Annotated in this window: 24 protein-coding genes; 17 read left to right on the top strand and 7 right to left on the bottom strand. The window is 57.5% G+C overall.

Going from position 1 to position 22,568, the window contains the following annotated elements:
- Nucleotides 1-41: 41 nt before the first annotated feature.
- Nucleotides 42-581 (top strand): glycine zipper 2TM domain-containing protein, encoded by a 540-nt coding sequence (locus CWM53_RS04560; protein ID WP_008805999.1) that lies wholly within the window; start codon nt 42-44, stop codon nt 579-581.
- 57 nt (nt 582-638) lie between these two features.
- On the opposite strand, the gene CWM53_RS04555 is transcribed toward CWM53_RS04560, so the two are convergent.
- On the bottom strand, nt 639-2,828 hold the full coding sequence (locus tag CWM53_RS04555) for a TonB-dependent siderophore receptor (RefSeq protein ID WP_100730511.1): 2,190 nt from the start codon (nt 2,826-2,828) through the stop codon (nt 639-641).
- A 69-nt stretch (nt 2,829-2,897) separates the two neighbouring features.
- On the opposite strand from CWM53_RS04555, the gene CWM53_RS30795 reads away from it, so the two are divergent.
- Nucleotides 2,898-3,020, top strand: a complete 123-nt coding sequence (locus tag CWM53_RS30795) for a hypothetical protein (RefSeq protein ID WP_162677766.1) — start codon at nt 2,898-2,900, stop codon at nt 3,018-3,020.
- A gap of 51 nt (nt 3,021-3,071) precedes the next feature.
- Here the strand turns inward: CWM53_RS30795 and CWM53_RS04550 are convergent, their stop codons facing one another.
- Together CWM53_RS04550 and CWM53_RS30790 are read right to left on the bottom strand one after the other, a co-directional pair.
- The gene (locus tag CWM53_RS04550; RefSeq protein ID WP_074386326.1) at nt 3,072-3,707 is read right to left on the bottom strand and encodes a TetR/AcrR family transcriptional regulator; all 636 of its coding nucleotides are present in this window, start codon (nt 3,705-3,707) and stop codon (nt 3,072-3,074) included.
- Complete coding sequence (locus tag CWM53_RS30790) at nt 3,704-3,823, bottom strand: hypothetical protein (RefSeq protein ID WP_165451836.1); 120 nt, start codon at nt 3,821-3,823, stop codon at nt 3,704-3,706. Before CWM53_RS30790 ends, CWM53_RS04550 begins: the two co-directional genes overlap by 4 nt.
- Before the next feature lie 133 nt (nt 3,824-3,956).
- On the opposite strand from CWM53_RS30790, the gene bhsA reads away from it, so the two are divergent.
- Entirely contained in the window at nt 3,957-4,214 is a 258-nt protein-coding gene (bhsA, locus tag CWM53_RS04545; RefSeq protein WP_022065354.1) for a multiple stress resistance protein BhsA, read from the top strand.
- Between the two features lie 128 nt (nt 4,215-4,342).
- Here bhsA and ldtC read toward each other — a convergent pair whose 3' ends face one another.
- Both ldtC and mfd read right to left on the bottom strand, forming a co-directional pair.
- A complete protein-coding gene (gene ldtC, locus CWM53_RS04540) occupies nt 4,343-5,302 on the bottom strand; it encodes a L,D-transpeptidase LdtC (protein ID WP_061155068.1) in 960 nt (319 codons plus the stop codon).
- 163 nt (nt 5,303-5,465) lie between these two features.
- Nucleotides 5,466-8,912 (bottom strand): transcription-repair coupling factor, encoded by a 3,447-nt coding sequence (mfd, locus tag CWM53_RS04535; RefSeq protein ID WP_100632025.1) that lies wholly within the window; start codon nt 8,910-8,912, stop codon nt 5,466-5,468.
- 39 nt (nt 8,913-8,951) lie between these two features.
- Here mfd and CWM53_RS30785 point away from each other — a divergent pair, with 39 nt between their 5' ends.
- The 7 genes from CWM53_RS30785 (at nt 8,952) to CWM53_RS04500 (ending at nt 14,594) form a co-directional block, all read left to right on the top strand.
- Nucleotides 8,952-9,083: a hypothetical protein gene (locus CWM53_RS30785; protein WP_165785015.1), complete on the top strand. Its 132-nt coding sequence runs from the start codon at nt 8,952-8,954 to the stop codon at nt 9,081-9,083.
- A 133-nt stretch (nt 9,084-9,216) separates the two neighbouring features.
- Nucleotides 9,217-10,416, top strand: a complete 1,200-nt coding sequence (lolC, locus tag CWM53_RS04525; RefSeq protein WP_074386606.1) for a lipoprotein-releasing ABC transporter permease subunit LolC — start codon at nt 9,217-9,219, stop codon at nt 10,414-10,416.
- On the top strand, nt 10,409-11,110 hold the full coding sequence (lolD, locus tag CWM53_RS04520) for a lipoprotein-releasing ABC transporter ATP-binding protein LolD (protein ID WP_002900798.1): 702 nt from the start codon (nt 10,409-10,411) through the stop codon (nt 11,108-11,110). Before lolC ends, lolD begins: the two co-directional genes overlap by 8 nt.
- Nucleotides 11,110-12,354, top strand: coding sequence for a lipoprotein-releasing ABC transporter permease subunit LolE (gene lolE / locus CWM53_RS04515; protein ID WP_074386323.1), 1,245 nt, complete (start codon nt 11,110-11,112; stop codon nt 12,352-12,354). The genes lolD and lolE overlap by 1 nt, the downstream gene beginning before the upstream one ends.
- Before the next feature lie 48 nt (nt 12,355-12,402).
- A complete protein-coding gene (nagK, locus tag CWM53_RS04510) occupies nt 12,403-13,314 on the top strand; it encodes an N-acetylglucosamine kinase (protein ID WP_038422335.1) in 912 nt (303 codons plus the stop codon).
- A 14-nt stretch (nt 13,315-13,328) separates the two neighbouring features.
- Nucleotides 13,329-14,159 carry a Sir2 family NAD+-dependent deacetylase gene (cobB, locus tag CWM53_RS04505; protein WP_074386322.1) on the top strand — a complete coding sequence of 277 codons (831 nt, stop codon included), beginning with the start codon at nt 13,329-13,331 and terminating at the stop codon, nt 14,157-14,159.
- A gap of 90 nt (nt 14,160-14,249) precedes the next feature.
- On the top strand, nt 14,250-14,594 hold the full coding sequence (locus CWM53_RS04500) for a hypothetical protein (protein WP_074386321.1): 345 nt from the start codon (nt 14,250-14,252) through the stop codon (nt 14,592-14,594).
- A gap of 24 nt (nt 14,595-14,618) precedes the next feature.
- Here CWM53_RS04500 and CWM53_RS04495 read toward each other — a convergent pair whose 3' ends face one another.
- Both CWM53_RS04495 and CWM53_RS04490 read right to left on the bottom strand, forming a co-directional pair.
- Nucleotides 14,619-15,581, bottom strand: coding sequence for a sugar-binding transcriptional regulator (locus CWM53_RS04495; protein ID WP_004140612.1), 963 nt, complete (start codon nt 15,579-15,581; stop codon nt 14,619-14,621).
- A 35-nt stretch (nt 15,582-15,616) separates the two neighbouring features.
- The gene (locus CWM53_RS04490; RefSeq protein WP_100730512.1) at nt 15,617-16,411 is read right to left on the bottom strand and encodes a triose-phosphate isomerase; all 795 of its coding nucleotides are present in this window, start codon (nt 16,409-16,411) and stop codon (nt 15,617-15,619) included.
- Nucleotides 16,412-16,653: 242 nt separating this feature from the next.
- On the opposite strand from CWM53_RS04490, the gene pdxA reads away from it, so the two are divergent.
- From pdxA to CWM53_RS04455, 7 genes are all read left to right on the top strand, one after another.
- Entirely contained in the window at nt 16,654-17,661 is a 1,008-nt protein-coding gene (gene pdxA / locus CWM53_RS04485; protein WP_008806010.1) for a 4-hydroxythreonine-4-phosphate dehydrogenase PdxA, read from the top strand.
- A gap of 35 nt (nt 17,662-17,696) precedes the next feature.
- Nucleotides 17,697-19,415 carry a four-carbon acid sugar kinase family protein gene (locus CWM53_RS04480; protein WP_074386319.1) on the top strand — a complete coding sequence of 573 codons (1,719 nt, stop codon included), beginning with the start codon at nt 17,697-17,699 and terminating at the stop codon, nt 19,413-19,415.
- A 92-nt stretch (nt 19,416-19,507) separates the two neighbouring features.
- The gene (locus tag CWM53_RS04475; RefSeq protein ID WP_004204602.1) at nt 19,508-20,527 is read left to right on the top strand and encodes a 2-keto-3-deoxygluconate permease; all 1,020 of its coding nucleotides are present in this window, start codon (nt 19,508-19,510) and stop codon (nt 20,525-20,527) included.
- 1 nt (nt 20,528) lies between these two features.
- Nucleotides 20,529-20,903 (top strand): PTS glucitol/sorbitol transporter subunit IIA, encoded by a 375-nt coding sequence (locus CWM53_RS04470; protein ID WP_064180330.1) that lies wholly within the window; start codon nt 20,529-20,531, stop codon nt 20,901-20,903.
- A gap of 28 nt (nt 20,904-20,931) precedes the next feature.
- Complete coding sequence (rpiB, locus tag CWM53_RS04465; protein WP_008806013.1) at nt 20,932-21,390, top strand: ribose 5-phosphate isomerase B; 459 nt, start codon at nt 20,932-20,934, stop codon at nt 21,388-21,390.
- 30 nt (nt 21,391-21,420) lie between these two features.
- Nucleotides 21,421-22,371 carry a transaldolase gene (tal, locus tag CWM53_RS04460; protein ID WP_074386318.1) on the top strand — a complete coding sequence of 317 codons (951 nt, stop codon included), beginning with the start codon at nt 21,421-21,423 and terminating at the stop codon, nt 22,369-22,371.
- Between the two features lie 19 nt (nt 22,372-22,390).
- Nucleotides 22,391-22,568, top strand: a 178-nt coding sequence (locus CWM53_RS04455) for a hypothetical protein (RefSeq protein WP_206062605.1), incomplete at its 3' end; no start/stop codon positions are given.

The raw sequence follows: 22,568 nt of genomic DNA, 5'->3' as shown, positions 1-22,568 counted from the left end.
GGTTGCAAAATTGTATCAACAGCAACAAAGGAGGATCTCCCGTGAATAAATCTATGTTGGCGGGTATAGGGATAGGCGTGGCTGCCGCGCTGGGCGTTGCAGCTGTCGCTGGTCTCAACGTGTTAGATCGCGGCCCGCAGTATGCGCAAGTGGTCTCCAGTACACCGATTAAAGAAACCGTGAAAACGCCGCGTCAGGAATGCCGCAATGTCACGGTGACCCATCGTCGTCCGGTCCAGGATGAAAACCGCATCGCCGGTTCGGTACTGGGCGCGGTGGCGGGTGGGGTGATTGGCCACCAGTTTGGCGGCGGTCGCGGACGTAGTGTAGCGACGGTCGTGGGTGCGCTGGGCGGCGGCTATGCCGGCAACCAGCTGCAGGGGGCGATGCAGGACAACGATACCTACACCACCACCCAGCAGCGCTGTAAAACGGTGTATGACAAATCCGATAAAATGCTGGGCTACGATGTGACCTATAAGATAGGCGATCAGCAGGGGAAAATCCGTATGGATCACAATCCTGGCAGCCAGATCCCGCTGGACAACAACGGCCAGCTGGTCCTGAACAACAAAATCTAAAAACAGATTTGTTTATTGATTAGCCCCTCAATCGCTCAGGCTGAGGGGCTTTTTTTATCAGAAGGTTAACGCGTAATTCAGACCGAAGGTACGGCCACGGCCTTTGTATTCGTACAGCGATGAACTGCCGTAGGTCGGGCTGTAGAGCAGCGGCGCCCGCTGGCCCCAGATGGTGACATAGTCCTCATTAAGCAGGTTTTCGATACTGAAGGTCAGTTTCCCCACCGGCAGCGCGTAACTGCCAATAAAATCAACGGTGTTATAGCCTTCCAGCTTGTTGCCGGCGGCGTCGCTGAGGTCAAACACCTGCTGGCTCTGCACGCGCAGGCTCCACGGATCCGGCGCCCAACCCACCCAGACGGTGGCTTTGGACGGCGAGGCGAGGGTGACATCCCATTTTTGCCAGCGACCGTCGGTTTGCACCTGTGATTTCAGCACGTTGAAGTTGCCGCCGACGCTCCAGTCGCTGTCTGGAATAAAGTAATCGACCGCCCCCTCAACGCCATAAATACGCCGTTTGTCGGACTGAACGTCAATGGTCATGTCGGTGCGGTTGACGACGATGGTCTTATCTGACGTCGAGTAATACGCCGCCAGCTGGGTGCGCAGGTTATCGCCGGTGTATCGCCAGCCCAGCTCATACGAATTAACTTTGATCCCCTGCAGCGGCGAGTCACCGACATTGACGCTGGAAATCAGTGGCAGATGACCATTGACCGCCGCGCCGTATTTACCGATACCGTAGTATTTGCCAGGATCCGGTAGCTCGACGCCCTGCGAGAAGTTAAACCAGGTCTGCTGACGCTCGGTCAGATGCGCCACGATCCCGGCGTTAAACAGGAAGTTATCGTAGTCGGTTTTGCCGCCTTTGATGGCGTCGGCGGAGCGCGCTTTCCCGTTGGCGATATCCTGTTGCTGGGCGTAGCCGACAAAGTCGTCAACCCGATTTTCGGTCCACTGGTAGCGAACCCCGCCGCTGAGAGTAAAGATATCGTTCAGATCGTAGCTAGACTGCAGGAACGGCGCGACGTTGGAGATGCTGTATCCCGGGTAGCGGCCGGTGGTGTAGATCGATTCGTTGTGCAGCCCGCCGGACGCCAGCGATTGCTGCAGATCGAAGAACATCTGGTTGGCATTGAAGGTCTCATGATCGGCGTCGAGACCCCAGGTGAGATCCCATCCTGCCAGCGGCTGACTGTTGAGGGTCAGCTTTGCCCCATACTGATCGGTATCCTGCTGCGACGAGGAGAAGCTACTGACCTGGCCTTTCGTGAGCGTCGGGAACGGATAGAAGGTGAGGGACTCATCGCGATAGTACACCTGACTCACCAGATTCTGGCCGAAGAAGTCGGCATCGGAGTACTGGAGGCTGATCAGGTGGCGTTCGGTGCCGGGGATACGGTCGGAGTTGAGCCCGTCGGTGGTGTACGCTTTGCCGCCGCTGGTGACCGCGGACATGTTCTTCCCGAGCCACAGGCCGTAGTCATCATCGCCCTGGCTTTTATAATACTGGGTGACAAGCTGTAGCTGGCGGTTGTCATCGATCTCAATCGTCCCCGTCCCCATGACGTCGAGGCGGTCAGAGTGCTGGAGCCCCGTTTGCGTGTTATCGAGGATCAGCGCATCATTATTGCCATCGTACCAGCCGCCGAAACGCTGATAGGCCACCGATAAGCGCCCGGATGCATGGTCTGTCCCGCCGCTGACGGCTGCCGCGATGCGCTCATCATGATCGTTACTGTTCGCAAACCCGCTCTTGCTGCCCACCTCGAGATCGACCTGGCGATCCTGTTGCCCTTTCTTGGTGACGATGTTGATAAGCCCGCCGGTACTGCCTCCGCCATACAGCGAGGTCGCCCCGGAGATTACTTCGATATGTTCGATGTTGAATGGGTCGATGGCGTCGAGCTGGCGACTGTCGGTGCGTGAGGAATTGAGCCGGACGCCATCGATCAGCACGACGATGGCGCGCCCGCGCATGTTCATCCCGTAATTGGTGCGCCCCTGGCTGCTCACATCGATGCCTGGGATCAACTGCGCCAGAACGTCTTTGAACTCTTTCCCGCCCTGGACCTGCTGCTCAATCTCCTGGCCCTCAATGACCCAGGTGGTTTGGGCCATTTCGGCCACGGTGCGATGGGTGCGGTTTGCGCTAACGATGATGCTGTCTTCATCAGACTGAGCCGCCAGCGCAGGCAGCGTGCTGACCAGCAGCAGAGGGTGGAGCACCCAGAGGCGCTTTTTCATATCCATTCCTTTTATGAGCAAGTTGCTTTGTCGTTGTTATAGGCCGACGCCGGGTCGGCATTAGTTACAATGCGAAACATCTGGAAAAACTCAAAAAAGGATTTTGCACATAATGAATATCGCAATCAATATCATTTGCGTTTATCTTTTGCGGGGAAAGACAATAGAAATCAATCTATTTTGTGTGGGTAAAGCGAACTGGAGAGCGGATCCGGCGGCAGAATACCGCCGGAAGCGGGCGCATCAGGACTCGAGGAGCTGCGGCCAGAGACGGAAGGTGGTATCGGTGATTTGCATCAGCTTATCGAAATCCGCGCCTTCCCGTGCGCTAATCGACATGCCCTGCAGTACACAGTTTAAAAACTGCGCCAGCTGCGCGACATCGCGGCCAGCGGGCAGTTCGCCCTGCGCTTGCCGCTGCTGCAGAAACTGGGTCAGCGCCTGCTCCTGCATCGCATGGCGTGACTTGATGGTATTGGCGATATCCGTCGAGGAGGCGGCCAGCGCGGCGGAGGTATTAATGATAAAACAGCCAGCCGGCGTCTCTTTGCTGGTAAAGCAGGTGGCGACCGCCGTGAAGTAATCCCGCAACGCACCGTCGACGGGTTTCCCCTCGGCAAACAGCACCGCTTCATGCTTCGCGGCAAAGCGCGAAATGTAACGATCCAACACTGCGCGGAACAGTCCTTCTTTATTCACAAATTCCGCATACAGGGTGGGGGCTTTTGCTCCTGTCGCCTCGACCAGATCGGCGAGCGAGGTCGCCTCATAGCCGTGCTGCCAGAAGAGTGTCATGGCTTTGTCCAGCGCCGCATCCCTGTCGAACACCTTCGGTCGGCCACGGCTTTTTTTGGCGCAACTTTGAACGTCAGTTGTCATGATGCCGTTGTACCTATGTTGGTTTGGTGAAAGGTCATTATAAAAATAAACGATCGCCGGGGCCAGCGCTGTTGGTTTAAAAATAAATAATTCATATGAGTATGAAATTTAAGCATTTTATAAATAGTTAAACGATCGTTATAAAAATGCGTTGACGTGTGATGTAGATCACATTACTATTTACCTATCGATCGTTAAGTTAATACTTGCGACCCTACTAAAAAATTCATCTGCACAGGTATAATAATCATGAAAACCGTTAATACTCTGGCTATTGCCGCCGTTCTTAGCTCACTCTCTTTCGCCAGCTTTGCCGCTGTTGAGGTGCAGTCCACCCCAGCGGGTCAGCATAAAGTAGGCACCATCTCTGCTTCTGCCGGGACCAACCTGGGTTCGCTGGAAGACCAGCTGGCGCAGAAAGCAGAAGAGATGGGCGCCACCTCATTCCGTATTACTTCGGTAACCGGTCCGAACACCCTTCACGGTACCGCCGTTATCTACAAGTAAGCCCGATGCGTCGCTGCCCGGCCCCCTTCACCGGACAGCGATGAGTAAGACCCTGTTGTACCCCTGTTTGACCCTTGCCAACAAAAAACCCGCCATCAGGCGGGTTTTTTGTTTTCTGCAACATGAGACTACATCGACTGCGGGCCTGGCGCGAAATGACGGGTGACGTCAATGGGCATGCCCGAGCGGTAATTCATCGCACGCTCCATCACCGTCCCGTCGGTCTGCGGTGCCTGTTTGAACTCCGTCATGGCCGCGTTAAGCGTAATGGGCAGGGTCTGCGGGTCGTCATCGATATGCTCAGACAGCGGCTGATGGACCTCAACCAGACGGCGACCATCCGGCTCTACCGACGCCTTGATTGGCGTGTTGATGATATTCACCTTAGTGCCTGGCGAGATGGCGTTGTACAGCGCCTTAATATCATTGTCGCGCAGACGAATGCAGCCGGAGCTGACGCGCATGCCGATGCCGAAATCGGCATTGGTGCCGTGCAGGAGATAGACTCCGCCATAGGCGGCGAGGCGGATGGCGTGATGGCCCATCGGGTTGTCAGGACCGGCAGGCACCACCGCCGGCAGCTCAATTCCCATTGCCTTGTAGCGGGCGCGAATGTTAGCGGTAGGCGTCCAGGTCGGATTGGCCCGCTTGTCGGACACGGTCGTGACCATCGTCGGTGTGATGGTGGTTCCACCCAGCTGGCCGATGCCGATCGGGTAGACGGTCACTTCATTCTTGCCCGGCGGGTAATAGTAAAGACGCAGTTCGGCGAGGTTAATCACCAGCCCTTCGCGCGGCGCATCGGGCAGCAGCGTCTGCAGGGGGATGGTCAGCACGCTGCCGGCGCGGGGAACATAGGGGTCAACCCCGGGATTGGCCTGCAGCAGGGCCAGAAAGCCGACATTGTACTTTTTGGCAATCGCCTCCAGCGAACCGCCGTTATCCTGCACCACATGGAACGTATTCTGACCTACCAGCCGGCTGCCCGGCGGGGGAAGGGGCCAGGTGTTGGCGCGCGCGGGCAGTGCCAGCGCGGCGACCAGCGCGACCAGCGCCAGCCAGAGCGTAACGGGGAAACGGTTTCTCATTACCATAACTCCAAAATATATAAGTGGTTATTTTTATATGAAAAGCAGATGAGATTATGGCGTGAGTCTGTGTGGGGAAATCCAGGCGGATTGCAAAATGTTTGTAAAGATTGCCAGGTATGTAGGAAGGGAGATACGGCTCGGGGGCCGTATCTCCTGCCAGTCAGGCGACGGCGTTCTCTTCCAGCTGACGCATAAACTGGCGAACCCAGTCCATCCGCGTTTTACGCTCTTCCAGATCCTGCATGAATTTCAGGCGCGTCGGCCCGTCCAGCCGGAAGTGCTGCGGCTGCTTCTGCAGCAGGCCGATCAACCACACCGGATTGACGTTGTTTTTCTCGTTGAACTCGACCACGCCGCCTTTTTCGTTGCTTTCCAGTTTGCGGATCCCCAGTTTCTGCGCCTGCTGACGCAGCCGGGCAATATCCAGCAGGTTGCGGGCGGCATCGGGCAGGCGGCCAAAACGATCGATCAGCTCGACTTTGATCTCCTCCAGATCGAGTTCGTTTTTGGCGCTGGCAATGCGCTTATAGAACGACAGGCGCGTATTGACGTCGGGGATGAAATCGTCAGGCAGCAGGGAAGGCATGCGCAGTTCAACTTCCGTTTGCTGGCTGGTGAGATCTTCCAGCGAGGGCTCGCGTCCGGCTTTCAGCGCATCGACTGCGTTCTCCAGCAGCTCCATATACAGAGAGAAACCGATGGTTTCCATCTGGCCGCTCTGATCTTCGCCGAGCAGTTCCCCGGCCCCGCGAATCTCCAGATCGTGGGTCGCCAGCGCAAAGCCGGCGCCAAGATCTTCCAGCGACGCAATGGCTTCAAGGCGCTTTTGCGCATCGGTGGTCATTGCTTTCGGATGCGGCGTCAGCAGCCAGGCATAGGCCTGATGATGCGAACGGCCAACGCGGCCGCGCAACTGGTGCAGCTGGGCGAGGCCAAAATGGTCGGCGCGTTCGATGATGATGGTGTTGGCGGTGGGAATGTCGATCCCGGTTTCGATGATGGTGGTGCACACCAGCACATTGAAGCGCTGGTGATGGAAATCATTCATCACCCGCTCCAGTTCGCGCTCCCGCATCTGACCGTGACCGATGGCGATCCGCGCCTCAGGCACCAGCTCCGCCAGCTTGTCGGCGGCTTTCTGGATGTTTTCGACGTCATTAAACAGATAGTAGACCTGGCCGCCGCGCAGCGTTTCGCGCAGGATCGCCTCGCGCACGACCAGGGCGTCGTATTCACGAACGAAGGTCTTCACCGCCAGACGGCGCGCCGGCGGTGTGGCGATGATCGACAGATCCCGCATCCCGCTCATCGCCATGTTCAGCGTCCGCGGGATCGGCGTGGCGGTGAGGGTCAGGATATCGACATCGGCGCGCATCGCTTTGATGCGTTCTTTGTGACGAACGCCAAAGCGGTGCTCTTCGTCGACGATCAGCAGCCCCAGATCGCGTAGCTTCACTTCGCTCTGCAACAGTTTGTGGGTGCCGATTAAGATATCGATTTTGCCTTCCGCGGCCTGTTCGAGGATCTGCGCCTGCTCTTTAGCGCTGCGGAAGCGGGAGAGCATTTCGATGCGTATCGGCCAGTTGGCGAAGCGATCGCGGAAGTTATCATAGTGCTGCTGAGCCAGCAGGGTGGTCGGCACCAGCACCGCCACCTGCTTGTGGTTTTCCACGGCGAGGAAGGCGGCGCGCATAGCCACTTCGGTCTTACCGAAGCCCACATCGCCGCACACCAGGCGGTCCATGGCCAGCGGCTGGCACATATCGCTGAGGACGGCGTTAATCGCCTGCGCCTGATCCGGCGTGGTTTCAAACGGGAAGCCGTCGCAGAACAGCTGATACTGTTCGCGGTCGTGTTTAAAGGCAAAGCCTGCCTTCGCCGCGCGCTGGGCGTAGATATCCAGCAGCTCTGCCGCTACGTCGCGTACTTTCTCAGCCGCTTTTTGTCGCGCCCGGGTCCAGGCATCGCCGCCCAGCTTGTGCAGGGGCGCGTTCTCTTCCGCCCCGCCGGCGTAACGGCTGATAAGATGCAGGGAGGATACCGGAACGTATAGCTTGGCATCGTTGGCGTAGGTCAGCATCAGGTATTCGCCGGTGATGCCGCCGGCTTCCAGGGTGGTCATTCCCGCATAGCGGCCCACGCCGTGCTCCAGATGGACAACCGGCTGGCCGATATGCAGTTCGGCAAGGTTGCGAATGAGGATGTCAGGGTTGATGGTGCGGCGTGAATCCTGCCGACGGCGCGCCACGCGCTCGCCGAGCAGGTCGCTTTCGCAAATCAGCGCCAGGTCGCGCTGGCTGTCAATAAACCCGTGCTCGGCGGCGCCAATCATCAGATAGCGGCCATTGTCGGTGGCTTCTTCCAGACGCAGCAGGTGTTTTGGCGCAATTTTAATCCGCGCCAGCATTTCGCTCAGCGCTTCACGGCGACCCTCGCTTTCCACCGAGAAAATCACCGGGCCGCTAAAGGACTCGAGGAAGCGGCGCAGATTATCCAGCGGCGCTTTGTTTTGTGCCTGCACGGCGAGGTCCGGCAGCGTCTGGTAGCCCAGATTGGTATTCGCCGCTTTGTCCGCCAGGCGCTCGGTTTTCAGCTGTACGCGCGGCCATTTTTTCAGTTCGCCGAACAGCTCATCGCTGCGCAGCCACAGCAGTTCCGGCGGCAGGAGCGGGCGCATCGGATCGACGCCGCGGTTTTCAAAGCGAGCGCGGGCTTCATTCTGGAAACGTTCCGCGCTGGCCTCGAGATCGCCGGTGTTGACGATCAGCGTGCTGGCCGGGAAATAGCTAAATAACGGCGGCAGCGGCTCGCTGAAGAACAGCGGCTGCCAGTATTCGATACCGGCAGGCAGTGTCCCTTTACTGACCTGCTGATAGATATGCTCGGCATCGCGCTTCACCTCAAAACGGTCGCGCCACTGGCTGCGGAACAGCTCGATGGCGGTCTGGTCGGTGGGAAACTCATGCGCTGGCAGCAGGTTAATGGCCGCCACTTCCTCCAGCGTGCGCTGGCTGTCGACGTCGAACAGACGCAGGCTGTCGATTTCATCGTCAAAGAAATCGAGGCGGTAGGGCTGGTCGCTGCCCATCGGGAACAGGTCGAGCAGCGCGCCGCGGGTGGCATATTCGCCGTGCTCCATCACCTGATCGACATGGCGATAGCCGGCACCCTCCAGTTGATCGCGCAGCGCATCGCGCGACAGGCGCTGGCCTTTTTTCATCACCAGCGCGTGCCCGTGGAGGAAGCTGTGCGGACAGACGCGCTGCATCAGGGTGCTGACCGGGACGATCAGTACGCCGCGCTGCATGGTGGGTAACTGGTAAAGGGTGGCAAGACGGGAGGAGATGATGTCCTGGTGCGGCGAGAAGCTGTCGTAGGGGAGCGTTTCCCAGTCAGCCAGCCCCATCACCATGCTGTCGGTAAACTGCCTGATCTCGTCGTTCAGGCGCAGCGCGTTTTGCATGTCAGGTGCCACCAGCACCACCGGGCCCTTGTGGCGTTCGGCCATCTCTGCCACCAGGGTAGCGCAGGCCGCGCCGGTCAACTCGCCAAGCTGGCGCAGATCACCGGCCTTGGCCGGCAATGAGTATCGATATTGTTCAGGCATAGACGGTTTCATGGTCTCTTGGGGATTCGCTCTGCCGATATGGAGGGCAACTCGCTGATATTCAATAGTGAGATTATCCGCGATTGGTCTGGATTCGCCAACCCGAATTGCCATCAGCTGTTGGTTGAACAAACATCCGGGTCGCGGATAAGCGTAAAGATATATCAATGAGTACTTATCTATCCGATTGTATTTGCTTGGTTTTTAGGATTATTGCTAATAAAGTCGTCAGGTATCAGTCATTTACGCTGCTCGTATTCGCTTATATACTCGGGCATCGGCTATCAGCAACCAGATGGATGACATGTACCAACCTGCCGCACTCTTTATCGGCCTGCGCTATATGCGCGGGCGCGCAGCCGACCGCTTCGGTCGTTTCGTCTCCTGGCTCTCAACCATCGGCATTACGCTTGGCGTAATGGCGCTGGTGACGGTCCTGTCGGTGATGAACGGCTTTGAACGCGAGCTGCAAAACAACATCCTGGGGCTGATGCCGCAGGCCATTCTTAGCGCCAAACAGGGCTCGGTGAACCCTCAGCAACTGCCGGAGCGCGAGGCGAAACTACAGGGGGTGACCCGCGTGGCGCCGATCACCACCGGTGACGTCGTCCTGCAGAGCGCGCGCAGCGTGGCGGTCGGGGTCATGCTGGGCATTGATCCGGCGCAGAACGATCCCCTGACTCCGTACCTGGTGAACGTCAAACAGAGCGATCTGCAGGCGGGCAAATATAACGTCATTCTTGGCGAACAGCTGGCGGGCCAGCTGGGGGTTAATCGTGGCGATCAAATTCGTGTGATGGTTCCTTCCGCCAGTCAGTTTACGCCAATGGGCCGCGTGCCGAGCCAGCGTCTGTTCACGGTCATCGGCACCTTCGCCGCCAACAGCGAAGTCGATGGCTATCAGATGCTGACCAATATCGACGACGCCTCTCGTTTAATGCGCTACCCGCTGGGCAATATCACCGGCTGGCGCCTGTGGCTGGATAAACCGCTGCAGGTCGACACCCTGAGTCAGCAGACTCTGCCGCCGGGTACCCAGTGGCAGGACTGGCGCGAGCGCAAGGGCGAACTGTTCCAGGCGGTGCGCATGGAGAAAAATATGATGGGCCTGCTGCTGAGCCTGATCGTCGCCGTCGCGGCCTTCAACATTATTACCTCGCTGGGGATGATGGTGATGGAGAAGCAGGGCGAAGTGGCGATCCTGCAGACCCAGGGGCTGACGCCGCGGCAGATTATGGCCGTCTTTATGGTGCAGGGCGCCAGCGCCGGGATCGTCGGCGCGCTGTTGGGAGCCGCGCTTGGCGCGCTGCTCGCCAGCCAGTTGAATAATTTAATGCCAATCATCGGCGCCTTCCTTGACGGCGCAGCGCTGCCGGTGGCGATTGAGCCGCTGCAGGTTATTGTTATCGCCCTGGTGGCGATGGTGCTGGCCTTGTTGTCTACGTTGTACCCTTCCTGGCGCGCTGCCGCCACTCAACCCGCTGAGGCTTTACGTTATGAATAAGATCCTGCTGCAATGCGACAACCTGTGCAAACGCTATCAGGAAGGCAATGTGCAAACCGATGTCCTGCACAATGTCAGCTTCAGCATTGGTGAAGGCGAGATGATGGCCATTGTCGGCACCTCCGGCTCTGGCAAAAGTACGTTGCTGCATCTGCTCGGCGGCCTGGATACGCCCACCTCTGGCGACGTGATTTTCTCTGGCCAGCCGATGAGTAAGCTTTCTACCGCCGCGCGCGCCGACCTGCGTAACCGCGAGCTGGGCTTCATCTATCAGTTTCACCATCTGCTGCCGGATTTTAGCGCGCTGGAAAACGTGGCGATGCCGCTGCTGATTGGTAAAAAGAAGCCGGCGGACATTGAACGCCAGGCGAAAGCGATGCTGCAGGCGGTCGGGCTTGAACACCGCAGCCATCACCGTCCGTCGGAGCTCTCCGGCGGCGAACGCCAGCGGGTGGCGATTGCCCGCGCGCTGGTGAATAAACCGCGGTTGGTGCTGGCGGATGAACCGACCGGTAACCTCGACGCTCGCAACGCCGACAGCATCTTCCAGTTGCTGGGCGAACTGAACGTCGCGCAGCGCACCGCGTTTCTGGTGGTGACCCACGACCTGCAGCTGGCGAAACGGATGAGCCGCCAGCTGGAGATGCGCGATGGCCGTCTGACCGCCGACCTGACCCTGATGGGGGCCGAGTAATGGCGTCTCCGTTATCGTTACTGATTGCGTTACGTTTCAGCCGCGGACGGCGGCGCGGCGGCATGGTGTCGCTGATCTCGGTGATCTCCACCATCGGCATTGCGCTGGGGGTGGCGGTGCTGATCGTCGGCCTCAGCGCGATGAACGGTTTTGAACGCGAGCTGAATAACCGCGTGCTGGCGGTGGTGCCGCACGGTGAAATCGAACCCGTGAACCAGCCGTGGAATAACTGGCAGGAGGCGCTGGCGAAGGTGCAGAAGGTGAAGGGAGTTGTCGCGGCGGCGCCCTATATTAACTTCACCGGCCTGGTGGAGAGCGGCAGTAATATGCGCGCCATCCAGGTGAAAGGCGTTGATCCGCAGCAGGAAACCCGGCTCAGCGCGCTGCCTACCTTCGTGCAGAATAACGCGTGGGCCGGATTCAAGGCTGGTGAACAGCAGGTGATTCTGGGTAAAGGGGTCGCCGATGCGCTGCACGTGAAGCAGGGGGACTGGGTGTCGATCATGATCCCTAATGCCGACGCCGACCATCAACTGCTGCAGCCAAAACGCGTCAGGCTGCATGTGACCGGAATTTTACAGCTGAGCGGCCAGCTCGATCATAGTTTTGCCATGATCCCGATGCAGGATGCGCAGCAGTATCTGGAGATGGGCAGCAGCGTGACCGGCATCGCCATCAAGGTCACCGACGTTTTCCACGCGAACAAGCTGGTACGCGATGCGGGAGAAGTGACCAACAGCTACGTCTACATCAAGAGCTGGATCGGCACCTATGGCTATATGTATCGCGATATCCAGATGATCCGCGCCATTATGTACCTGGCGATGGTGCTGGTGATCGGCGTGGCCTGCTTTAACATCGTCTCGACGCTGGTGATGGCGGTCAAAGACAAAAGCGGCGATATTGCGGTGCTGCGCACGCTTGGCGCAAAAGACGGCTTAATTCGCGCGATTTTCGTGTGGTATGGTTTATTAGCCGGATCGGTAGGCAGCCTGTTCGGGGTAGTGATCGGCGTGATCTGCGCGTTGAACCTGACGTCAATCATCAACGGCATCGAATACCTGATTGGGCATAAATTCCTCTCCGGCGACATCTATTTTATTGACTTCCTGCCGTCAGAACTGCACTGGCTGGACGTCTTTTATGTGCTGGTGACAGCACTGTTGCTGAGTTTGCTGGCCAGCTGGTATCCCGCCCGCCGCGCCAGCCGCATCGACCCGGCGAGGGTGCTGAGTGGCCAGTAATTTATCGTCATCGTCGGCTTTGCTGACGACACAAGAGGAATTGCTGAAATGTATTATGGATTTGACATTGGCGGCAGCAAGATAGCGCTGGGCGTATTTAATCAGGAGCGGCGACTGCAGTGGGAAAAACGCGTCGCCACGCCGAAAAGCAGTTATGAGGATTTTCTCCAGGCGGTGGAGGCGCTGGTCCGCGAGGCCGATGAGCGCTTCGACCAGCAGGGGTCGGTCGGGATTGGTATCCCGGGGATGCCGGAAACGGCAGACGGCACGCTGTATGCCGCTAACGTGCCAGCCGCCAGCGGCCGGCCGCTGCGCGCCGACCTTAGCGCGCGGCTGGGGCGCGATGTGCGCCTCGATAATGACGCTAACTGTTTTGCGCTGTCTGAAGCGTGGGACGATGAGTTTACGCAATACCCGCTGGTGATGGGGCTGATCCTCGGCACCGGCGTGGGCGGCGGCCTGGTATTGAACGGTAAATCGATTACCGGACATAGCTATATCACCGGCGAGTTCGGCCATATTCGCCTGCCGGTGGATGCCCTGGAGGTGGTCGGGCGCGATTTTCCGCTGCTGCGCTGCGGCTGCGGCCAGCTGGGCTGCATTGAAAATTATCTCTCCGGCCGCGGTTTCGCCTGGCTGTACGAACATTTTTACCAACACCCGCTCTCCTCGCCGGAGATTGTGGCGCAGTGGCAGCAGCACGATCCGCGCGCCCAGGCGCACGTTGAGCGCTATCTCGATCTGCTGGCGGTGTGTCTGGGGAATATACTGACCATTGTCGACCCGGATTTACTGGTGCTCGGCGGTGGATTATCTAACTTTACGGCCATTAGCGAAGGGCTGGCGCAACGATTGCCGCGCCATCTTCTGCCGGTCGCCAGGGTTCCGCGCATTGAGCGCGCGCGCCACGGCGATGCCGGGGGAATGCGCGGTGCGGCCTTCCTTCATCTGACCCATTAATCACAGAGGTAGCTATGCAGTCGCGCCGTTTACATCGATTGAGCCGTTTTCGTCGCAATAAACGTCGGTTGCGTGACCGTCTGCGTCAGCGGATTTTCTTTAGGGAGGACAGGATGAAACCTGAAGCGATGGCAAAACCGAGAGTGGTGGTGTTAACCGGCGCGGGCATATCGGCGGAGTCGGGGATCAAAACCTTCCGCGCGGCCGATGGCCTGTGGGAAGATCATCGGGTGGAAGATGTGGCGACGCCGGAAGGCTTCGCCCGCGATCCGGCGCTGGTGCAGGCGTTCTACAACGCCCGTCGTCGTCAGCTGCAGAGTCCGGAAATCGCGCCGAACGCGGCGCATCTGGCGCTGGCGCGTCTGGAAGATCTACTGGGCGACCATTTCCTGCTGGTCACACAGAATATCGATAATCTGCACGAGCGCGCCGGCAACCGCCGGGTGATCCATATGCACGGCGAGCTGTTGAAGGTGCGCTGTTCGTGGAGCGGCCAGGTACTGGAGTGGACCGGCGACGTCACCGCTGAGGACAAATGCCACTGTTGCCAGTTCCCGGCGGCGCTGCGTCCGCACGTAGTCTGGTTTGGCGAAATGCCGCTGGGGATGGACGAGATCTACAGCGCGCTGGCCGACGCGGATATTTTTATCGCCATCGGTACCTCCGGCCATGTCTATCCGGCGGCTGGCTTTGTGCACGAGGCGCGGCTGCACGGCGCCCATACGGTAGAGCTGAACCTGGAGCCCAGCCAGGTGGGCAGCGAGTTTGCCGAGCAGCACTACGGGCTGGCAAGCGAAGTGGTGCCGGCCTTTATCGATAAGCTGCTGCAGGAAAACCCGCTATAAACTGAAGCCGCCTGCCGGTAGCCAGGGCCCTGGCCACTGATTCCGGCAGCGCTGCTGACAAGGATGAAACGTCATGACAGGAGTCAGACCATGCACAATCCGCTGGTTATCGAAGCGATCATGTTGATCGCGGCCATTCTCGTTGGCGTCTGGAGCCAGCGTGCTTTACCACTACACGCCGATAGCCGACCGATCCTCTTCCTGCTGTGTCTGTTCGTCGGCACTGGCAGCGCGTTGTGCCTGCTGCTGGATATCTTAGCCCTGCTGTTCACTGGTCAGGTCGCGACAGGTAGTGTGCGGATATACGGCCCCATGCTGCTGCTGGTGGTGTTGTGGAAACCTCTCAACTGGGTTGTCGGCATCATTGAAGATTTTGTGCAGCGGCGAGCCGAAAAAGGGAAGGGCAAAGGCCAGCGTGACGGTGGACGACGCTGATCCGCCGCCTGCGCTGTGGCTTATTTATAGCGCCTTTTGCATATTAATGACCGAACGGGCGTTCGAGGCGCTGGTAGCCAGCACATCGATAACCCCGGTGCGTAATGCCCCCAGGATCGCCGTCGCTTTCGTGCTTTCGGAGGCGATAGCGATGACGCAGGGAATGGCCCGCAGCTGTTCGAGACTTAAGCCAATGACCCGGTCATTCATCACCGTATCGACGGGTTTGCCCTGAATATTGAAAAAGCTGTACCCCGCCAGATCGCCCACCACCCCCTGTTCCTGACGCGCGGTGGCAATTTCCTGCGGCGTAAACCAGCCGAGCTGGACCATAAAACTGTTTTCATTCATATCGCCGAGGCCAATGATCGCCACGTCAGCTTTGCTGGCCTGTTCGAGCGTGGCCTTAATCAGGCGGTTTTGCATAAAGGCGGCGCGCAGCTCCGGGGTTTCCACATAGGCCGGGGCGTAAAGCGTTTCGCTGAAGCCGTTAAATTTGCGCGCCAGATTCCGGCTGATGTGGTCGGCGTCGATCAGCTGATTGTCGCGCTTGGTTCCGCCGATGCCGCAGATAAAGCGGCAGTGGCGCTCAGGAAACACGCCGACGTGATTCGCCACCGCGGCCACATTGCGCCCCTGACCAACGGTGACGGTCATATCGTTTTTTAACACCCCAGCCAGGTAGTTACTGACCAGGGCCGCCACCTGCTGGCGCTGTTCATCTTCATCATGGTGATCCAGGGCAATCAGCGCGCGCTTAATGCCAAAGTGCGAAATAAACTGCTGCTCAATCTGGGAGCTGAAGACCGGATGGTATTTGACGCTGATCTCAACAATCCCTTCCTGGCGCGCTTTTTTCAGCAGGCGCCCGACTTTGATACGCGAAATGCCGAATCGTTTGGCGATCTCTTCCTGCGTTTGTTCCTGATCGTAATAAGCCACCGCAATTTCAGTGAGCAGGGCGTAATCTGAGTCTTGTTCAATCATGGCCTGGAATTTCCATCTCTGGTGTCCCTCTTATATTACTGCGCCTGCAAAATAAATTCCTGTGTAACGCGTTGAACAATGTCGCAATAGCCTTGTGCGTCCCAGGCCGCGCGGCCGATAAACAAGCCATTGATCTCCTGCTGGCGCAGCAGTTCCACCGCGTTTTGCAGCGTAACGCTGCCGCCATAGAGCAGTGGGATACGGATCCCCGTCTCATGACCAAACCGCTCGCAAAGCGCCTCACGCAACGCCTGATGAATGACGCCCGCCTCCTGCGGTGAAGCGGGCGTACCATGTTCGCCAATGGCCCACACCGGTTCATACGCAATCAGGGTCTGCAGCGCTTGCTGGTGGCTCAGGCCATACAGGGCGATCTTCATCTGCCGCACCACGCTTTCACGCGACACCTGCCAGCGTTTCTCCTCGGCGCTATCGCCAATACAGATCAGTGGGCGCAGGCCATGACCTAAGGCGCTATGTACTTTTCGATTAATCGCGGCATCGCTTTCATTAAAGGCGGCGCGTCGTTCTGAATGTCCCAGCTCAACAAGCGTGGCGCCGGTTTCTGCCAACATGGCCGCCGAGATTTCCCCGGTCCAGGCGCCCTGATCCGCTTCATGCATATTCTGCGCGCCGGTCAAAAGTGGTAACTGATGCATTTGCAGAAAATGGCTGACGGGTTGGATAGCGGTGAAGGGGGGAATGACGAAGGGCTGAATAGCAGGGTGACAGCCCTCTGGCATCCGCGCTGCCAGCGTTTCGCACCAGGCCATGGCCTGCGACAGCGGCTTATTCATTTTCCAGCTGGTTCCTAACCATATCGGGGGCATCTTTGCTTCTCCTCTTAATAAAATCAAACGCTTGCCAAATGTGGGTGTTATACCCTGTATTGAGGTTGAACTTTTTATCAGTACATGAACATATGTTAGATCACATTTTTCGATGAAAAAAATCTATGAATTTTTTTATGTGATCCTCATCACTAATGGCGGCTCATTCATCAGGTAATGTTTTGAGCATATGATTTGACTATGAACATATGAACAATCAACTGAGACAAGAGAGGCGCATGATGTCAGCAGAGAAAAAACCCGTTGTGGCGATTACCATTGGCGATCCGGCAGGGATCGGCCCAGAGATCACCGTGGCCACCATGATGGACAAAAGCGTGTATGACGAGTGCAAACCGTTCCTGATCGGCTCGGTACCGATTATCAGCCGGGCGATGAAAATCATGGGCTGCGATTTTGCTATCCATAAGATTGCCCATCCGCAGGAGGCCCGTTTCAGCTGGGGGACGCTGGATGTCCTGGAAACCGGCGACTACGACTGCGACAGCATCGAATGGGGCAAGGTGCAGAAGCTGGCGGGGCAAATGTCGCTGGATTATGTGATGAAGTCGATTGAACTGGGCAAAGCGGGGCTGATCGACGTGGTCTCTACTGCACCAATTCATAAGGAAGCCATCAAGCTGGCAGGATGTAAGCTCCCGGGCCATACCGAAATCTATCAGGTGGAAACCCAATCTGATTACGGTCTGACCATGTTCCACGTCCACAACCTGCGCGTCTTCTTCGTGAGCCGCCATATGGCGCTAAAAGCTGCCTGTGACTATGCCAATAAAGCGCGGGTGCTGGCCTGCGTTCAGCAGATCCATCATGAATTTACTGCCCTTAACATCAACAATCCGCGCATTGCCGTGGCCGCCCTGAACCCGCATGGTTCCGACAACGGTCTTTTTGGTCACGAAGAGGCAGACAATCTGATCCCGGCGGTGAAAGCGGCCCAGGAGATGGGGATCAACGCTATCGGGCCGGTACCGGCCGATTCCGTGTTCCATCTCGGCAAACAGGGGCGCTACGACGCCATTCTCTCGCTGTATCACGATCAGGGGCATATCGCCTGCAAAACCCTCGACTTTGAACGTTCGATCACTATTACCTTCGGCTTGCCGTTTATGCGCAGCTCCGTTGACCATGGGACGGCGTTTGATATCGCCGGTACCGGTAAGGCGGGTACCGTCAGTATGCTGGAGTCGACGCTGGTGGCGGCCCGTTACTGGAAAATGAAGCATCAATAATCGCTGAGGTTCATGCGAATCACGAGGACAGAGAAATGGAAAAACATCTGTTGATTAGCAAGGGCTGTAAGGGCTGGGGTGGGCCTCTGACTATCACGCTGGGTCAGGGGAAAAAGATTGCGTACATTACCGGGGGGATCCGTCCCCCCGTCGTCGACCGCCTGAGCGAACTGACCGGCTGGCCCTCCATTGATGTATTCAAAAATGGCGAACCGCCGGCAGAAGAGATTGGTTTAATGGTCATCGACTGCGGCGGCACGTTGCGCTGCGGACTCTATCCGAAGCGGGGAATTCCCACCATTAACCTGCATCCCACCGGCAAAAGCGGCCCGCTGGCGGAATTTATACACGAAGGGATCTACGTCTCCGGGGTTACGCCTGCCTGCATTGAGATGGTCTGGCCACAAGGGGAAGGCGGAAAGCTTGGGATCGTGGCTGACGATTTGACCGGGGCGACCACCGTCGGGGTGCTGCTGGCGCGCAGCGGTTTAAAAACCGCCGCGTTTTTCGATACCGAATCCTTCTCCCGCAATGAGGTCGAGTATCCGGCGATGGTCGTCAGCAGCGACAGCCGCCCGTTGCCGAAAGCGGAGGCCCAGCAGAAAGTGAGCGCTGCGGTGAAACAGCTGCAGGCTCGCGGCGCGCACTACTTCACCAAGCGGATTGATACCACGCTGCGCGGCGGCATCGGATTTGAAATCGATGCCATGCTGGAACAACTGCCGCAGGAGACGGTGGCGGTTGTGGTGCCGGCGATGCCGCAGTCACGGCGTATTCTCGTCGGCGGTTATTCGGTGATTGATTCGGTAGCCCTGTCGCGGACCGATGTGGCTCGCGATGTACGTACCCCGGTCACCGAGTCGTGGGTGCCGGGACTGTTGGCGGCGCAGACCCATCATCAGGTCGGGCATATCGCGCTGACGTCGGTGATGAAAGGCGAAGGGCAAATCCAGCAGGATTTGCAGGAGCAACAGCAGCACGGCGTGCGGGTGATAGTGGTCGATGCAATTACCGTCGACGATGTTGATGCCATCGCCGGGGCAGTAGTGGCCCTGAACTGGAACGTGCTGGCCGTCGATCCGGGGCCCTTTACCGAACGGCTGGCGGTTCGTCGCGGCTTGATGCGCGAAGCGCGGAGCAGCGCGCCCACGAGCCTGACCGCGGACAGTCAGCGCGGCTCGGTTCTGATCGTCGCCGGCAGCGCAACGCCAGTAACCAAAAAGCAGCTCCAGTATTTGATCGCCAGGGATGACCGGGTCTGCCATATCCCGGTTGATGCCGAGCTGTTGGTTGACAGGAAAAACGCCGCTGAGATTGAAGTCAATCGCGTGGTACAGCATGCCCGACAGTGCGTTCCGGCGCAGCACAACGCGCTCTTTGTTTTTGAATCCGCGTTGACCGGGCGGTTGCTAAACCTTCAGGAAGAGGAGCAGAGATTTGGTCTGGCCCACGGTGAGGCTGCGCAAAATATTAACCACGGATTGGGCAGTATTGTACGCGAGGTGCTTAACTGTGCGTCGGGTGAAATTAAAGGATTGTATATGACCGGCGGTGACACCATGGTCAATGTACTAAAAGAGCTGGGCGCGACCGGAATAGAAATGATTGACTATGTCATCCCGCAAACCGATATGGTGCGGATTATTGGTGGTGATTATGCCGGCCTAATTTGTGTCGGAAAAGGAGGGTTAACCGGACCGGAAGATATTATTAGCATCATTGTTGACCGAATTTATCAAGAAGCACAGCAATAACCCAGTCATCTAATAAATAATAAACGACGTAATGGTCGTCAGGGTAGTATTGCGTCGTTATCTCTGTTAAATCTTAATTTAAGAGTTACCCTATGAATATTAATATACTTGAGAAAATGAACAAGGTGCCGGGTGGGTTAATTATTATTCCACTGTTGGTGGCCATATTGATTAATACTTTCGCGCCCCAAGTGCTCAGCATTGGCGGCCCGACCACCGCCTTATTTAAAGTCGGATCCAGTGCCATGATGGGCATATTTTTGCTCATTTGCGGAACCTCGATCAATATCCGTCAGGCCGGGTTGCCGCTCTATAAAGGCGCCGTGCTGCTGTTTCTCAAATGTTTGGCCGGGGCCCTGGCGGTATGGGCTGCGGGAACGTTGTTTGGCCCGAGTGGTTTTCTCGGTATATCGACCCTGGCGCTGATTGCCTGCCTGACCAGCTCGAACAGCTCCCTCTATATCGCATTGTGCAGCAACTATGGCGATGCCAGTGATGCCGGGGCGATCTCCGTGTTCTGCATCAAGGATGGTCCGTTTGTTACCATGATGGTGCTGGGCGTCAGCGGCCTGGCCAATATTCCCTTCGCCGCGCTGCTGTCGATGCTGATTCCACTGCTGATTGGCATGCTGTGGGGCAATCTGGACGAACGTTTTAAACAGTTATGCGCCGCGGCGCAGCCGCTGGTGATCATTATTATGTCGTTCGCCATCGGCGCCAATTCCAGTATCAATACGGTGTTCACCGCCGGGTTGTCCGGGATCCTGTTGGGGATTATCTCCGCGCTCACCGGGATTGTGTTCTACTTTATCTACAACCTGTTTTTGAAGAAGAAAAGCGCGCTGGGCGCTGCGCTGGGAACCACCGCCGCCAGCTCAGCGCTGACGCCGGCGATGGTTGCCCAGGCGGATCCTTCTCTGGCGATGTATGTGGATGCCGCCACCGCGCAGCTGGCGACGGCGAGCATTATCACCATGATCACCGCGCCGATACTGGTCGCCTGGTTTGATAAACGGCTGAAAAAGCGGGCGCCAGCCGCTGAGCCTTTGAAAGACGCGAAAAGTGAAGAGAGCGTGACATTATCTTCCCCTGCCGCCAAAGGACACAAATAGCATGAGCGTGCCGTTGTATTCATTACGAATTACCGCCGTCGGGGAATATGTTGAGTGCTCTTTGCGGGAGCAGCGGCTTATTTTATTCTCCGATGCCGTTCCCGACGATATTGCGAGTTATTGCGCCGTACACCAGGCTAGCGAACTGACCGCCGAGTTAGCGCCAGGTCAGCGAATGAAATTAAATGATAAAAATTATCGGGTGACCGCGGTAGGTAGTGTGGCAACGGCAAATTTACGACAGCTTGGCCATATCACGCTAAATTTTGATGGCGCAGATATCGCTGAATTACCCGGGACGGTACACCTTTACGGCGAACCACCACAAATTATTCAGCCCGGCGACCAAATTTCGTTTTACCCGAATTGTCATTAAGACGTACTGTTAAATTAAGGAAATAACCATGAAAACAATCGCTATTGGTGCGGATGATGCCGCCTATGCTTTTCGCGATACTATCGTCGCTTATTTGAATGGGCTGGGAATTAACGTCGCGGATTACAGCAGCGATAAACGCCAGGGGAGTACCGTTTATCCGGATGTTGCCCATGCGGTGGCGATGTCGATTAAACAGGGCGAACACGAGCGCGGCATTCTGATCTGCGGTACCGGCATTGGGATGAGTATTGTGGCCAATAAAGTCCCCGGGGTCCGTGCCGCCCAGTGTCACGATACCTTCTCCGCTGAGCGAGCGCGTAAAAGTAACAACGCGCAGATTATTACCCTCGGCGCGCGCGTGATTGGCACCGAGCTGGGTAAAAAAATCATTCAGGCGTGGCTTGAATCCGAATATGAAGGCGGCGGATCCGCGCCCAAAGTGGAACGTATTGATTATTACGAACACCAGCATGCCAGAGATTAACCTCCGCAGTCGTAAAATAAGGAACAGATGATGAGCCAGTTAGACGAACTGAAAAAATACACCACGGTTGTTGCTGATACCGGCGATATTGAATCGATTAAAAAGTTTGCACCCCAGGATGCGACCACCAACCCCTCGCTGGTGCTGAAGGCCGCGCAGCTGCCGCAGTATCAGCCGCTGATTGCCGATGCGATTGGCAAGGCACGCCGCCAGGGAGGCAGCGTAGAAACACAATTGATTAACGCCTGCGATCAGGTGGCAGTGGATATCGGCAGCGAGGTGCTGCGCCATGTGCCCGGGCGTATCTCCACCGAAGTGGATGCCCGCTTTGCCTGGGATCGCGGGATGTGCGTCGCGAAGGCGCGCAAGCTCATCCAGTTATATGAAAAAAATGGCATTGGTCCCGAGCGGATTCTAATTAAGCTCGCCGCCACCTGGGAGGGCATTCGCGCTGCCGAAGAGCTGGAGCAGAGCGGTATAAACTGCAACCTGACGCTGCTGTTCTCTTTCGCTCAGGCCCGGGCATGCGCCGAAGCGGGCGTCTTTCTCATCTCGCCCTTTGTGGGCCGCATCTACGACTGGTATCAGAAGCACCAGCCGCAGTCAGCCTATCAGGTGGACAGCGATCCGGGCGTGGTCTCCGTGCGCCAGATTTATCAGTATTACAAATCCCATGGCTATGACACGGTGGTAATGGGCGCCAGCTTCCGTCGTATTGAGCAGATCCAGGCGCTGGCGGGCTGCGATCGCCTGACCATCTCTCCGGCACTGCTGGACGAGCTGGCGGCCAGCGAAGGGGCGCTGACCCGCCAGTTGGCCCCCGGCTGCGTGACGGAAACCCGTCCCAGCCCGATGACGCAGGCGGAGTTTCTCTGGCAGCATCATCAGGATCCCATGGCAGTGGAAAAACTAGCGGAAGGGATCCGACTGTTTGCTGTCGATCAGGTGAAACTGGAACAACAGATTCAGCAGATGCTGTAAGCCGCAGGGATAAAGACTGATGAAGACGACAAAAACCATTCGCAGCCAATGCGCCAACGCGCTGCGCGCCCTGAGCATGGACGCTGTACAGAAAGCCAAATCCGGCCACCCGGGGGCCCCGATGGGTATGGCTGACATTGCCGAAGTGCTGTGGCGTGATTTCCTGAACCATAACCCGAACAATCCGGCCTGGGCTG

It is taken from the genome of Klebsiella sp. A-Nf5 (assembly GCF_002810545.1).
Classification (GTDB): Bacteria; Pseudomonadota; Gammaproteobacteria; order Enterobacterales; family Enterobacteriaceae; genus Klebsiella; species Klebsiella variicola.
Note: the sequence above shows the minus strand (reverse complement) of the source record. Positions and strands in the feature narration are given on the sequence as shown.